Source organism: Caballeronia sp. GAWG1-5s-s (assembly GCF_023631445.1).
In the GTDB taxonomy this organism is placed as follows: Bacteria; Pseudomonadota; Gammaproteobacteria; order Burkholderiales; family Burkholderiaceae; genus Caballeronia.
The window spans coordinates 203612-217832 of the sequence record NZ_JALQDC010000003.1 but is presented as its reverse complement, the minus strand read 5'-3'; the positions used below and the strand labels follow the sequence as shown (position 1 = coordinate 217832).

12 protein-coding genes are annotated in these 14221 nt (G+C 65.5%); 4 read left to right on the top strand and 8 right to left on the bottom strand.

All coding sequences use genetic code 11. The features are described 5' to 3' along the window. Window positions 1-1293 carry a fumarylacetoacetase gene (gene fahA / locus NCR34_RS03435; protein WP_250499047.1) on the bottom strand — a complete coding sequence of 431 codons (1293 nt, stop codon included), beginning with the start codon at window positions 1291-1293 and terminating at the stop codon, window positions 1-3. Beyond that, entirely contained in the window at window positions 1290-2618 is a 1329-nt protein-coding gene (gene hmgA, locus NCR34_RS03430; RefSeq protein ID WP_248321384.1) for a homogentisate 1,2-dioxygenase, read from the bottom strand. The genes fahA and hmgA overlap by 4 nt, the downstream gene beginning before the upstream one ends. 190 nt (window positions 2619-2808) lie before the next feature. Between hmgA and NCR34_RS03425 the strand changes: the two genes are divergently transcribed. Further along, a complete protein-coding gene (locus NCR34_RS03425; RefSeq protein ID WP_248321382.1) occupies window positions 2809-3636 on the top strand; it encodes an EAL domain-containing protein in 828 nt (275 codons plus the stop codon). 15 nt (window positions 3637-3651) lie between these two features. Here NCR34_RS03425 and NCR34_RS03420 read toward each other — a convergent pair whose 3' ends face one another. Then, entirely contained in the window at window positions 3652-5196 is a 1545-nt protein-coding gene (locus tag NCR34_RS03420; RefSeq protein WP_248321381.1) for an FGGY-family carbohydrate kinase, read from the bottom strand. 331 nt (window positions 5197-5527) lie between these two features. Between NCR34_RS03420 and dalD the strand changes: the two genes are divergently transcribed. The 3 genes from dalD to NCR34_RS03405 all read left to right on the top strand — a co-directional run bounded on the left by dalD (window position 5528) and on the right by NCR34_RS03405 (window position 9545). Continuing rightward, a complete protein-coding gene (dalD, locus tag NCR34_RS03415; protein WP_248321379.1) occupies window positions 5528-6928 on the top strand; it encodes a D-arabinitol 4-dehydrogenase in 1401 nt (466 codons plus the stop codon). Between the two features lie 116 nt (window positions 6929-7044). Continuing rightward, window positions 7045-8526, top strand: a complete 1482-nt coding sequence (gene xylB, locus NCR34_RS03410; protein ID WP_206467660.1) for a xylulokinase — start codon at window positions 7045-7047, stop codon at window positions 8524-8526. A gap of 71 nt (window positions 8527-8597) precedes the next feature. Beyond that, a complete protein-coding gene (locus NCR34_RS03405) occupies window positions 8598-9545 on the top strand; it encodes a sugar-binding transcriptional regulator (RefSeq protein ID WP_248321377.1) in 948 nt (315 codons plus the stop codon). Window positions 9546-9549: 4 nt separating this feature from the next. Here the strand turns inward: NCR34_RS03405 and NCR34_RS03400 are convergent, their stop codons facing one another. The 5 genes from NCR34_RS03400 to NCR34_RS03380 all read right to left on the bottom strand — a co-directional run bounded on the left by NCR34_RS03400 (window position 9550) and on the right by NCR34_RS03380 (window position 14202). Beyond that, window positions 9550-10413 (bottom strand): MOSC domain-containing protein, encoded by an 864-nt coding sequence (locus tag NCR34_RS03400; protein ID WP_248321375.1) that lies wholly within the window; start codon window positions 10411-10413, stop codon window positions 9550-9552. A gap of 72 nt (window positions 10414-10485) precedes the next feature. Next, window positions 10486-11646 carry an ABC transporter ATP-binding protein gene (locus NCR34_RS03395; RefSeq protein ID WP_248321374.1) on the bottom strand — a complete coding sequence of 387 codons (1161 nt, stop codon included), beginning with the start codon at window positions 11644-11646 and terminating at the stop codon, window positions 10486-10488. 63 nt (window positions 11647-11709) lie between these two features. After that, window positions 11710-12378, bottom strand: coding sequence for an HAD family hydrolase (locus NCR34_RS03390; RefSeq protein ID WP_248322253.1), 669 nt, complete (start codon window positions 12376-12378; stop codon window positions 11710-11712). A gap of 40 nt (window positions 12379-12418) precedes the next feature. Next, complete coding sequence (locus NCR34_RS03385) at window positions 12419-13270, bottom strand: carbohydrate ABC transporter permease (protein ID WP_175939603.1); 852 nt, start codon at window positions 13268-13270, stop codon at window positions 12419-12421. After that, a complete protein-coding gene (locus NCR34_RS03380) occupies window positions 13267-14202 on the bottom strand; it encodes a carbohydrate ABC transporter permease (RefSeq protein ID WP_206467656.1) in 936 nt (311 codons plus the stop codon). Before NCR34_RS03380 ends, NCR34_RS03385 begins: the two co-directional genes overlap by 4 nt. Window positions 14203-14221: the final 19 nt, after the last annotated feature.

The window sequence follows — 14221 nt, the reverse complement described above, 5'->3', positions numbered from 1 at the left end:
TCACGTCAAGGAACGCGCCGGGAGGATGCGCCCCACGCACTCGCCGAAGCCCACGCGATAACCCTCGCCCTGACACCAGCCGCGCAGCGTGATTTCATCGCCGTCCTGAAGGAACGCGCGCTCGCCGCCTTCTTCGAGCCGCACGGGCCGCTGGCCATTCCATGTCGCTTCCAAAAGGCTGCCGCACGAGTCGGGCGTCGGCCCGCTGATCGTGCCGGAGCCCAAGAGGTCGCCCACGCGCGTGTTGCAGCCCGATACCGTGTGATGCGCCAACTGCTGCGCCATCGACCAGTACATCAGCTTGAAGTTGGTGCGCGAGATGGTCGTCGCGGTGGCCGCGCCTTCGGGCCGCAGGTCAACGGACAGCTCGATATCGAAGGCGTGATCGCCCGCATGGCGCAGATACGCGAGCGGCTCTGGCTCCTGCGCGGGCGTCGCGGTGCGAAACGGTTCGAGCGCATCCAGCGTGACGATCCACGGCGAGATGGTCGTCGCGAACGTCTTCGAGTTGAACGGGCCGAGCGGCACGTATTCCCATTGCTGGATGTCGCGCGCGCTCCAGTCGTTGAGCAGCACCATGCCGAAGATATGCGCCTCGGCTTCTTCGCACGGGATCGGTTCGCCGAGCGCATTGCCTTGCCCGACGATAAAGCCCGTCTCCAGCTCGATATCCAGCTTGCGGCACGCGCCGAAAATCGGGCGCGGCTCGTCGGGCAGCTTCAACTGGCCGTTGGGCCGGCGCACCGGCGTGCCACTCACCACGACCGACGACGCGCGTCCGTTATAGGCGATCGGCATCTCGGACCAGTTCGGCAGGAGTGCGTTCTTCGGATCGCGGAACATGGAGCCGACATTCGTCGCGTGCTCCTTCGACGAATAGAAGTCCGCATAGCCGGGAATCTCGACCGGCAGATGCATCGTCGCCGTCTCGCGCGGCACGAGCGCGCGGCGGCGCAGCGCGGCATCGTCGCGCAGCGTCGGCGTATCACGCGCAAGCAAGGCGGAGAGCGCGACACGGACCGCGCGCCACGACTCGCGTCCCAGCGCGATGAAGGCGTTCAGGCGCGGCTCGCTGAATGTGCCGTGCGCGTCGATCAGCCGCGCGTCTTTCAGCGCCGCCAGATCCACGATCCAGTCGCCGATCGCCACGCCCGCGCGCGGCCGCTCGTTCACCGCGTCGCTGAAGACGCCGAACGGCAGGTTCTGAATCGGAAAGTCGCTCCTGGGATCGTTCGCGGATTCGATCCAGCTTTTGAGCGTCGGGGCGAGCGTCGCCTTTAGCGCATCGTTCATCGTTGCTCCGGGTTGAAATGTTTCGTGAGGCCCTGCCAGCACTCGTAGTAATGCGCCTGCAGCTGCGCGGTTTCGAGCGCGAACTGCGTGGGCTTGATGAGCGTGCGCGTTTCGAACATGAAGGCCATCGTGTCGCCGACTTTCGAGGGCCTCGACGTATCGCTCGCGGATGCCTTCTCGAACGTATCCGCGTCCGGTCCGTGTCCGGACATGCAGTTGTGTAGGCTCGCGCCGCCGGGCACGAAGCCTTCCGCCTTCGCGTCGTACACGCCGTGCACGAGGCCCATGAACTCGCTCGCGACATTGCGGTGAAACCACGGCGGCCGGAACGTGTCCTCGGCGGCGAGCCAGCGCGGCGGAAAGATCACGAAGTCGATGGAATCGACGCCCGGCGTGTCGCTCGGCGATTGCAGCACGAGAAAGATGGACGGATCGGGATGATCGAAGCTGATCGAGCCGATGGTGTTGAAGTGCCGCAGATCGTACTTGTAGGGCGCATAGTTGCCGTGCCACGCGACCACATCCAGCGGCGAATGGCCGATATCCGCGCGCCACAGCACGCCGTTCAGCTTCGCAACGAGTTCGAAGTCGCCCTCGCGGTCCTCGTAGGCGGCGTGCGGCGTGAGAAAGTCGCGCGGGTTCGCGAGCCCGTTCGAGCCGATCGGCCCGAGATCCGGCAGTTGCAGCAACGCGCCGAAGTTCTCGCAGATGTAGCCGCGCGCCTCGCCGTCGGGCAGCGTCACGGCAAAGCGCACGCCGCGCGGAATCACCGCGATCTCGAACGGCGCGATATCGAGGCGGCCGAGTTCCGTCGCAATCGAAAGCCGTCCCTGCTGCGGCACGATCAGCAGTTCGCCGTCCGCGTTGTAGAAGAAGCGGTCGCGCATCGGGCGGTTGGCCGCGTACAGATGAATCGCGCAGCCGGTCATCGACTCGGCCGCGCCGTTGCCGGCCATCGTCACCCAGCCGTCGATGAAATCCGTCGGCGCGTCGGGCATCGGCAGCGGGTCCCAGCGCAATTGATTTGGCGGCGTCGGCGGAACGTCGGCGAAATTGGCAACCAGCCGCGCGTTGTCCCTCACCCGCGTGAACGGCTTGTGAACCGCCGCCGGCCGGATGCGATACAGCCACGAGCGCCGGTTGTGCGCGCGCGGCGCGGTGAACGCGGTGCCGGAAAGCTGCTCGGCGTAGAGGCCGTACGCCGCGCGCTGCGGCGAGTTACGGCCGATAGGCAGCGCGCCGGGCAGCGCTTCCGTGGCGAAGTCGTTCGCGAAGCCGGACTGATAGTGCCGGCTCGCGTCGGTGTGCGTGTCGAACGGGGGCATCGACGGATCTCCTCGACAAGGTTTTACGAATGTTAAACCGATTACGTTTAGTGAAATAGCTCGTATACCCTGATTCGATGCGACCCGGCGGCATATCAATATGTCAGTTCGGTGCAAGCGGCCATCGCGCGCGCTGATACCATCCGAATAATCACAAGCGTCCGGTCGGCCCGCACCCGAACCCACATCCATGATCTCCCCGTCCCTGCCGGAACTCGTCGCCCGCGCCGCCGAACATCCGTTTCTCGGCGCGCATATCGTGCTGGACGGCGACGGACAGGCGCGGCAGGCCATCGCGCGCTACGGCGAACTGACGGTGGCGAGCGCGTACGAACCGATCTTCGATGTCGGCACGCACAGCTTTCCGCAAACGCTGTCCGCATCGGCCGAAAGCGCGCAACGCTTCGGCGACGAACTCGGCTTGCAGGCGCTGACGTTGATTCAGGGCGACATGCCGCGCGATCCGTTCGCGCACCTCGAAGACGACAACGAGCTCGTCACGCTGGACCGTCTATCGCGCGCGCTGCATGCGTTCAATTTCTTCGGTCCGCAGCGGCCGGGCTTGCTGTTCCTGCGCGTGCACGAGCGGCTTCTCAAAAGCGTGAAGTACGACCACGGCTTGGTTTTCTCGTCGGTGCTGCGCAAGTTCGGCATGAACCCGGCGCGCGTGGTGATCGAGCTGCCCGCGGCGGCGGTCGCGCACAAGACGTTTCTCGGCTATCTGACCAAGAGCTATCAGCGCTACGGATTCAAGGTGGCGGGCAATCTGCCCAATGCCGGGCAGATCATGGCGGTATCGGAGATGGCGCGGCTCGATTTCATCAAGATGGATGCGGGGGCCGCGTTGCGCGATTCGGTCGTGAAGCATCTCGTCGCGTATGCGCACCGGCTGAAGATTCCGCTCATCTTCTCGAACGTGTCCGACGAAGCGCAGTTCGACGCGCTTCAACAGTTCGATGTCCACTTCGTGCAGGGACCGGTGTTCGACGCGCATCCGACGCAGATGCGCGAGCCGTGAACGTGAAGGCCGGCGTCAGGCGTCGCGCAGCCGATGCATCGCGTCCTTGAGCGCGGGATAAAGGTCGAGGTACACGCCGAACCGCGCGTCGTACACGCGTTGTCGCGCGGCATCGGGCTTCGCGCGCTCGACGAGCGTGACCCAGCCGCCCTCCGCCGTCTCGCGCGAAATCAGCCCCGCGCCGAGCGCCGCGAGCAGCGCAGCGCCCATCGCGGCTTCCACTTCCTGTTCGATCGACAAGACCGGAAAGCCCGTCACGTCCGCGATGATCTGCATCCATAGATCCGAATGCGCCGCGCCGCCGACGACGATCAGCCGGTCATCCAGCGATTGCGCGCCGCGCCGCCCCGCTTCCATGTTGTGCCTGAGCGCGAACGCGACGCCTTCCAGCACCGCGCGATACAGCGTGGCGCGCGTATGAAAGAGATTCAGGCCGACGAACGTGCCGCTCGCGTGCGCGTCCCACACGGGGCTGCGCTCGCCCATCAGATACGGCAGGAACACGACGCCGTCCGCGCCCGCCGCCACGTTCGCTGCCGCATCCTCCAGCAGCCGATGCGGGTCGCCGTGCGGCGTCGCTTTCGCGGCTTCGATTTCCGCCTGACAGAACTGGTCGCGATACCACGCGACGCACGCGCCCGCCGTACTCGCGCCGCCGAACACATAGAGATCGCGCTTGCCGTTGTAGACGTGCGGCATGGAAACGAGGCCGTGCCGCGCATCGACGCTCTGGTTGACGTAGCCCCAGCACATGCTCGTGCCGATCATCGCGACGTGGTGGCCCGCTTGCGTGACGCCCGCGGCGAACGTGGCGACGGCCGCATCGACGCCGCCCGCGACGACCGGCGTGTTCGCGGCGAGCCCGAGCTTGTCGGCCCATTGCGGCAGAAGCCCGCCGACCACCTCCGACGATTCTACGAGACGCTCGGGCATCATCGAAACGGGAATGCCGAGCATCCCCAGTGCTTCATGTGACCACGCGCGCGCGTTGACGTCGTACACGCCGCCGAGATTGCCCGCCGAGCTGTGATCGACGGCAAGCTCGCCCGTGAGCCGCTGAATCACGAAGGCGTTGGGCGGCAGCAAATAGCGCGTCTTCTGCCAGACATCCGGCTTGTGCTCGCGCAGCCACAGCATCTTCGTGAAGCCGTAGTAGCTGTCCACGCCGTTGCCGGTGATCGCTTCGAGGCGCGGCACGTCCACCTTTTCGCGCACCCAGTTCACTTCGGCGGTGGCGCGGCGATCCATCCAGATCAGGCACGGATGAAGCGCCTCCATATGCTCGTCCACCGGAATGCCCGAGCCGCCGTAGAGGCTGCTCACGCACAGCGCCTTGATCTGCCGCGCGTCGATGCCCTGCGCCTTCGTCTTCTCGACGCATCCGGCGATGCACTCGGTCACCGCATCGAACCAGACGGACGGCCACTGCTCGGCCCAGAGCGGCTTGGGCGTATCCGGATGATAGGCGCTCGAATGCTGCGCGACGATCGCGCCTTCCGTATCCACGACGAGCGCCTTCGTGCTCTGCGTGCCGATGTCGATGCCGATCACATAGTCCATGTCCGTGTCTCGCGTTATGGTTGTGCTTGCCGCTGCCGCTGCTGTTGGTTTCGTCGAAGCCGCATGCACCTTCCGTCAATGCGAGCCGCGTTGACTATCCGGGTATGTCCCAATCCGTCTGCCCGCGTTCGATGGTGCATTGCAACGCGCCCCGCGAAGCTCGCGCGCATGGCATAGCGCGGCGATCCACGCCGCACCGCAGCGACGACGCGCCCGCCGCGCGCCTTGACTTTCAACCGGGCGAATACGATCATTCGACCACCCATCGAGCAAATGCTCACGAACCGTCCGCGCAGAACGGGCGCATCAGCCAATCAGAGGAAGACAAGACATGAGCAGCGTATCCAGCGAAGGCACGGCGAGCGCGAACGTGATCCTGCATATCGGCGCGGGGTCGTTTCATCGCGCGCATCAGGCGTGGTATCTGCACAAGCTGATCGAATCGGGCGATGCGCAATGGTCGCTCGCCGTCGGCAACATTCGCGGTGACATGAACGCCGTGCTCGACGCGCTCGCCGCGCAACACGGCGAATACACGCTGGAGACGGTCACGCCGCAAGGCGAGCGCGAGTACGAAGTCGTGCGCTCGATCAAGAAGGTCGTGCCGTGGTCGGCCGATCTCGGCGAACTGATCGCGACCGGCGCCGCGCCCGCCTGCAAGATCGTCTCGTTCACCGTGACCGAAGGCGGCTATTACCTCGACGAGCACGACAAGCTCGACACCGCCAACCCCGATCTCGCCGCCGACCTCAACGGCGCGAAAACGACCATCTACGGCGCGCTCGCCGCCATCCTCGAAGCGCGCATGCAAGACAATGCGGGCAAGGTCTCGCTGCAGAACTGCGACAACCTGCGCAGCAACGGCGACCGCTTCAAGGCCGGCATGCTCGAATTCCTGCAACGGCGCGGACAGACGGCGCTGCGCGACTGGATGATTGCGAACACGTCGTGTCCGAACGCGATGGTCGATCGCATCACGCCGCGCCCCACGCCCGATGTCGCCGAGCGCGTGAAGGCGGCCACCGGCTTCGACGATCGCGCGCCGGTGATGGGCGAGAAGTTCATCCAGTGGGTCATCGAAGACAAGTTCTGCGCGGGGCGTCCCGCGTGGGAGAAGGTCGGCGCGGAGATGGTGCAGTCTGTGCATCCGTATGAGGAGGCGAAGATCCGCATTCTCAACGCGAGCCATAGCTGCATCGCGTGGGCGGGCACGCTCGTCGGCCTGCAATACATTCACGAAGGCACGCAGGACATGGAGATTCGCGCGCTCGCCGAAGCCTATGTCACCGAAGACGTGATTCCGTGCCTCACGCCGAGCCCGATCGACCTCGCGAAGTATCGCGACGTGGTGCTCGACCGCTTCAGCAATCCGTATATCAAGGATACGAACCAGCGCGTCGCGGCCGACGGCTTCTCGAAGCTGCCAGGCTTCATCGCGCCGACGCTCTCGGAATGCTTCGCGCGCGGCATCGATCCGAACGCGACGGCCATGCTGCCCGCGCTCTTTTTCCGCTTCCTCGAACGCTGGCACGAAGGCAAGCTGCCGTACACGTATCAGGACGGCGTGATGGACCCGGCCGTCGCGCACGGCTTCTTCACGGCAGCCGATCCGATCAAGGCGTTCACCGGCGACAAGCTGCTTTGGGGCAGCATGGCGCAGAGCGAGAGCCTCGAGCGCGTGATGCGCGCGGCCATCGCGCGCGTCGATGCGTGGCTCGCGAACCGTCCATGAGTTCATCCGCAAGCACCTGAAGCTCCGGTATTGTGCTCATGGCGCGCCGTCGCGCCGGGCGGTAAATTTCACGTTTTCGCCGGACATGCGCTCCGGCAACGACCAAGGGCTCGTTCATGTACTTAGGCATCGACCTCGGCACCTCCGAAGTGAAAGTGCTGCTGCTCGCGAGCGACGGCAGCGTCATCGGCACGGCGGGCACGCCGTTCACCGTCTCGCGTCCGAAGCCGCGCTGGTCGGAACAGAATCCGCTCGACTGGTGGGAAGGCACGCGCGCCGCGCTCGTCCAGTTGCGCGAGAAGTTTCCGTCGGAGTTCGCGCAGGTTCGCGGCATCGGCCTGTCCGGTCAGATGCACGGCGCGGTGCTGCTCGATTCGAGCGATCGCGTGCTGCGTCCCGCGATCCTCTGGAACGACATGCGCAGCGACAAGGAATGCGCCGAGTTGTACGAGCGCGCGCCGAACCTGCATGAAATCGCCGGCAATCTCGCGATGCCCGGCTTCACCGCGCCCAAGCTGCTGTGGGTCGCGCACAACGAACCCGCCATCTTCCATCAGACCGCGTGCGTGCTGTTGCCGAAGGACTATCTGCGCATGCATCTGACGGGCACGAAGGTGTCCGATCCATCGGATGCCGCCGGCACGCTCTGGCTCGATGTCGCGCGCCGCGACTGGTCCGACGAACTGCTCGCCGCGTGTGGCATGTCGCGTCAGCAGATGCCGTCGCTTGCCGAAGGCAGCGAGCCGTCGGGCACGCTGCGGCCCGAACTCGCGGCCGAACTCGGCTTGCGCGATGACGTCGTCGTGGCGGCGGGCGGCGGGGACAACGCGGCGAGCGCGGTCGGCATCGGCGCGACCGAACCGGGCGATGGCTTCCTGTCGCTCGGCACGTCCGGCGTGCTGTGCGTGGTCGGCGACCGCTTCCGGCCGAATCCGGCGTCCGCCGTGCACGCGTTCTGCCACGCGATTCCGGACCGCTGGCATCAGATGAGCGTGGTGTTGTCGGCCGCGAGCTGCCTGCGCTGGGTCTGCAAGCTGACGTCCACCGACGAGCCCACGCTGCTCGCCGAAGTCGAGGCGTTGCCTCCGGACGCGCTCGCGACCGCCCCGCTCTTTCTGCCGTATCTCAGCGGCGAACGCACGCCGCACAACGACCCGTACGCGCAAGGCGTGTTCTTCGGCATGACGCACGCAACGGACCGCGCGCTTCTCGGCTATTCGGTGCTCGAAGGCGTGACGCTCGCGCTCACGGACGGGCTGGATGCGCTGCAATCGGCGGGCACGCAAACGCGCGCATTGTCGATGCTCGGCGGCGGCGCGAGAAGCGCATACTGGGGCCAAATGTTCGCCGATGCCTTCGATACCCCGACGCGCACGCACGGCGGCGGGGAAACCGGCGCGGCGTTGGGCGCGGCGCGCCTCGGCTGGCTCGCGGCGGGCGGCGATCCGTCGGTCGTGCTCGCGAAACCGGCGGTGAAGCAGGAGTTCACGCCGAACGGCGAGCGGCATCAGGCCTTGCGACAGCGGCTGAAGAGCTTCCGGGAGCTGTATCAGCACGTGCGGCCGCTGTTCGATCCGGCGCGCCCTCGCCTGGCGTAGCTGACGTAGGGCGCCAGCCACGCCGCGCACTGACGAACCAGCGAATTCGCGAAGGAAAAGAAAAGACCTCAGTGCCTAAATCAACCGAAAAACTCGACCTGGCGACCCGCGCGGCGTGGCTCTACTACGTCGCCGGCAACACGCAGAACGAGATCGCAGAAAAGCTCCAGATCTCGCGTCCCGTGGCGCAGCGGCTCGTCGCGTTCGCGGTGGAAAAGAATCTGATCCGCGTGCGGGTGGATCACCGCATCGCGGATTGCCTGTCGCTCGCGAAGCAACTGTGCGACCGCTACGGCCTCGCGATGTGCGAAGTGGTGCCCATCGACGGCGATTCGAAAGAACAAGTCGACCGCAAGCTCGCCGTCGCGGGCGCGCAGGTGATGGAGCGCTATCTGGTCGATGAGAAGCCGATCGTCGTGTCCATCGGCAGCGGGCGCACGCTGAAGGCGGTCGTCGAGCAGATCGGACAGATCGACCGCCCGCAGCATCGATTCGTGTCGATGGTCGGCGCCATCGCGCAGGACGGATCATCGAATCGCTATGACGTCGCGCAACAGCTATCGGAGAAGACCGGCGGCAAGCACTTCATGCTGCCCGCGCCGCTCATGGCCGACAACGAAGCCGAGCGCGCGCAATGGGTCAATCACCGGCTGTACCGTATCGTCGATGAGCTCGCGCAGAAAGCGGACGTGGCGTTCGTCGGCATCGGCAATGTGGGCGTCAATTGCCCGCTGCATCAGGACGGCTTCATCACGCGCGCCGAAGTGGACGAGATGATGAAGGCCGGCGCGGTCGCGGAATGGCTCGGCTTGCCGATCGACGTGAACGGCAAGCGCGTGCAGTCGAAGACCGGCGCGCGCGTCACGAGCCTGAAGCTCGATGCGCCGCCGAAGCGGCCGACCATCGGCTTCGCGGGCGGCGAGCGCAAGCGCGAAGCGTTGATCGCGGCGCTCAAAGGTCAGTGGCTGTCGGGACTCGTGACCGATGAGCTGTGCGCGAAAGCCGCGCTCGACGCCTGAGCCGTTAGAACGCGATCTGCGCGTCCACCGCTTGGCCCGTTTCGAGCATCGCGCCTTCGCCTTCCACCACCATCGCGTTCTTGCCGAACGTGAGCTTGCCGTCGTGCTGCGCGCTTGCGCGATACGCGCTCATGGTGTCGAGCGGTTCGTGCGGCCAATCGGGATTCGGCGCGCCGGTGAGTTGGTCGATGGTCGGCACCGGGCAGCGCGTGCAGAGCTTCACGAGGCGCAATTGCACGTCGCGGCCGTCCGCGCGAATCAGCATGTCTTCGACGAAATCTTCGTCATAGGCATCGAGCCCGCCGATCACGAGATTCGGGCGGAAACGGTTCGCGGCAATGGCGGGCGCGCCCTTCTGCGCAAGCCGTGCGTTGAGATCATCGAGCGATGCCTGACCGAGCACGAGCAGCGGAAAGCCATCGGCGAAACGCGTGTGCGTGGTGAGCGGCGCGGTCCACTTTTGATCGACGTTGCGCCGCGCCTGCGGTGCGAAGCGCGCCAGGCGCGCGGGCATGCCGAGGAGTTCGCTGAACCATTGCGCGGTCTGCGCGCCGGTGTCGAGCGCATCGACGGTATCGCGCCAGACGGTCGCGCGCATCGGTTCGGCAATCGACAGCGCGGCAGCATCCAGCGGCGTGCGCAGCGTCGGCATGCCGGGCGCGTCGATGACGAGATCGCCGCCATCGAACGCCGTGCGGATCAGCGCCATGCGCGGATGCGCGCGCTGCGTCAGCATGCCGCCCGACGCGTCGGTGACCATCCAGTTGCGGTCGTATTCGAGACCGGTTTCCCGCAGCATCGCGCGTTGCAGCGCGATGCCGGCGCAGGACTTGATCGGATAAACGTAGAGCTCGTTCAGAACGTGCATGGCGCGTGTCGGTGCGGTGGCGGGAGGAGCCGCATTATCGCCTGCCGACATGCGAAGAAAACACGCGCCGCGTCACGCCGACGCGCTTTGCACGCGCGGCATCTTTACCTCGGGATGCTCCGCGAGATACGCCTGCACCGCATTGCGCGCGAACGCCTGCCCTGCTGCGTCGAACATATGGCAGTGGTCCGGCTCCGCGCCGAGCTTCAGCTTCTGGCCGCGCGCGTGCTTTTCCAGCGGCGGAATCCGCGAGATGAGGCCATCCGGCGCCACCGACGTTTCCGCATAGAGATAAGCGGCATCGCCGAGCGTTTCGACGGTCATCGTGCTCGCGGACACGCCGTAGTCGCTCGTGGCGGGCATCGGCTGCAAGTGCTCCGGACGAATGCCGACGGTCACCGCATCGCCCGGCTTCGCGTTGCCCGGCAGCACGCCGACCAATTGCGTCTCACCGGTTTCGTACTTGACGAGCACGCCGTCGCTCTGAACCAGCGCGACCGTGCCCGACAGGAAGTTCATCTTCGGCGAACCGATGAAACCCGCGACGAACTTGTTCGCCGGCGCGTGATACAGCGTGTTCGGCGTGCCGACCTGCTCGACGTTGCCCGCGGACAGCACGACGATCTTGTCCGCGAGCGTCATCGCTTCGACCTGATCGTGCGTCACGTAGATCATCGTCGTCTTGAGATCATCGTGCAGGCGCGCGAATTCGAGGCGCATCTTCACGCGCAGCGCGGCGTCGAGATTCGAGAGCGGCTCGTCGAAGAGAAAGACTTTCGGCTTGCGCGTGATCGCGCGGCCGATCGCCACGCGCTGGCGCTGACCGCCCGACAACTGCTTCGGCTTGCGGTCGAGCAGATGGTCGATATGCAGAATCTTCGCGGCCTGCTTCACGGCTGCGTCGATGGCGGGCTTCTTCTCGCCCGCGAGCTTCAGGCCGAAGGCCATGTTGTCGTACAGCGTCATGTGCGGATAGAGCGCGTACGACTGGAACACCATCGCGATGCCGCGCTTGGCGGGCGGCAGGTCGTTCACGCGCGCGCCGTCGATCATCAGGTCGCCGCCGCTGATGTCTTCGAGACCCGCGATCATGCGCATGAGCGTGGACTTGCCGCAGCCCGACGGCCCCACGAACACGACGAACTCGCCGTCTTCGATATCGAGGTTGACGCTGCGCATCACCTCCGTGTCTTCATAACGCTTGTTGATGTTGCGTAACGTCAGGCTAGCCATGATGTGTCTCCTGTCGGCCTTGCTTTCGCCGAGTCATGTGCGGCGCACGTGTGCCTGTGCGCGCTAATTCGTTTCGAACGACGCGTGTTGCAGCCAGCGATCGACGAGCGCGGGCAGGCGCGCCATGTCGTCGAAGACGAGTGCCGCGCCCGCGCGCCTGAGCGTGTCCACCTGCCCTTCGGTCGCGTGTCCGCCGCCGATGAAACCGAGCACCGGCATGCCCGCCGCCCGCGCCGCCGTGACGCCCGTCACGCTGTCTTCGACGACGAGGCACATCGACGGCTCGGCGTTCATTGCGCGCGCCGCCGCCAGATACACGTCCGGCGCGGGCTTCGGATTGGCGACCATGTCCGCGCAGAAGCGCCGCTCGCCGAAGAAGCGCACGAGGCCGGTGCGTTGCAACGCGGTATCCACGTACGACGAGAAGCTGTTGCTCGCGCAGGCTTTCGTGAGCGGCACGGCGGCCAGCGCCTCGGCGATGCCCGCGACGGGCGGCGCCTGCACCGCCGCCGCCTCGACCGAACGCCGGATCGCGATGACCTGCTCCGGCGTCAAGGTACGATTGACGCTGTCGGCGGCGCTCGCGAGCACGGCCTCGATGCGCAGGCCGAGCAGCGGCAGCACCACCGGCTCGACATCGACGCCCGGCCACAGCGCCTGCAATTCGGTGACGAGCATGCGCGCCGCCACGGCTTCGCTGTCGATCAAGACGCCGTCGCAATCGCAGATCATCAGGCGGTCGTGTGGGAAAGTCAGGTTCACGAGCCCGCCCTCACTTGACCGCGCCGAAGGTGAGACCGCGCACGAGCTGCTTCTGCGAGAGCCAGCCGACGATCAGGATCGGCGCCACCGCGAGCAGCGAAGCCGCCGAGAGCTTCGCCCAGAAGAGCCCTTCCGGACTCGAATACGACGCGATGAACACGGTGAGCGGCGCGGCATTCGAGCTCGACAGGTTGATGCTCCAGAACGCCTCGTTCCACGAGAGGATCACGAGCAAGAGCGCGGTCGATGCGAGGCCCGGCAGCGCCATCGGCATCAGCAGGTAGACGATCTCCTGCCATGTCGTCGCGCCGTCGATGCGGCCGGCTTCCAGAATGTCCTTCGGCACTTCGTTGAAGTACGTGTAGGCCATCCACACGGCAATCGGCAGATTGATGAGCGTGTACACGATGATGAGACCGCTTACCGTATCCAGCAGCCCCGAGTTCTTCCACAAGAGGTAGATGGGCACGAGCACGCCGACCGACGGCATCATCTTCGTGGAAAGCATCCACAAGAGCAGCTTCTGCGTCTTGCGCGTGGGGAAGAAGGCCATCGCGTAGGCGCACGGCACCGCGAGCAACAGGCAGACCACCGTGACGCCGAGTGAGATCAGCACCGAATTCCACGCGAAGCCGAAGTAGTTGCTGCGCGCGAAGACTTCGCGGAAGCTGTCTAGCGTCGGCGAGAAGATGAGCGACGACGAATACGCCTGCTGCTCGGTCTTGAACGCGGTGATCGTCATCCAGAAGATCGGGAAGAACAGCAGGATGGAGACGAGCCACGCGAGGACGCCGGGCACGATGCGCTTTACATGATCCAGCACGGGCACCGAAGTCGTGGAGGTAACGGGATGCGTGCTCATGACTCGTACTCCCCTTTGAGGTTCTTCGCGAGCATTCTCACGAGGAAGAACGCGACGATATTGGCGAGAATCACCGCGAGAATGCCGCCTGCCGAGGCGAGGCCGACATCGAACTGTTGCAGGCCGAGCGCATAGATCAGGTACGACAGGTTGGTCGTCGCGGTGCCGGGGCCGCCGCCCGTCGTCGTGTAGATCTCCGCGAAAATCGACAGCAGGAAGATGGTTTCCATCATCACGACGACCGCGATCGCGCGCTTCAGGTGCGGCAGCGTGATGAAGAAGAACATCGCGAACGGACCCGCGCCGTCGATGCGCGCGGCTTCCTTCTGCTCCTGATCGAGCGACTGAATGGCGGTGAACAGAATGAGGAACGCGAACGGCAACCACTGCCACGCGACGATCACGATTACCGCGAAGAGCGGATACTCGGCGAACCAGTCGATGGGCTGCATGCCGAGAGATCGCATCAGCGAGGCGACGAGGCCGTACACCGGATGCAGGATCATGTTCTTCCAGATCAGCGCGGAGACCGTCGGCATCACGAAGAATGGCGCGATGACGAGCAGCCGCGCGATGCCCTGCCCGATGAACTTGCGGTCGAACAGCACCGCGAGCAGCACCCCGCCGATCACCGTGATCGCCAGCACGGACGCGATCAGCGTCAGCGTATGCGCGATGGACGGCCCGAACGCGGGATCGGTGACGAGGAACTGGAAGTTGTCGAGCCCCGCGAAGCCTTTGACATCGGGATTCAGCAGGTTGTAGCGCGAGAACGAGTACCAGATGGTCATCGCGAGCGGAATGGCCATCCACAGGAACAGCAGCCCGGACGACGGCGTAATCAGCCAGCGGACCGACTTCGCGCGCTTCTTGTCGCGCTCGGCGGCGGACACGTCGAAGTGATCGGCGATGGGGGGATTCAGTTGGCGCATGATCGTGTCACCTCTCGAT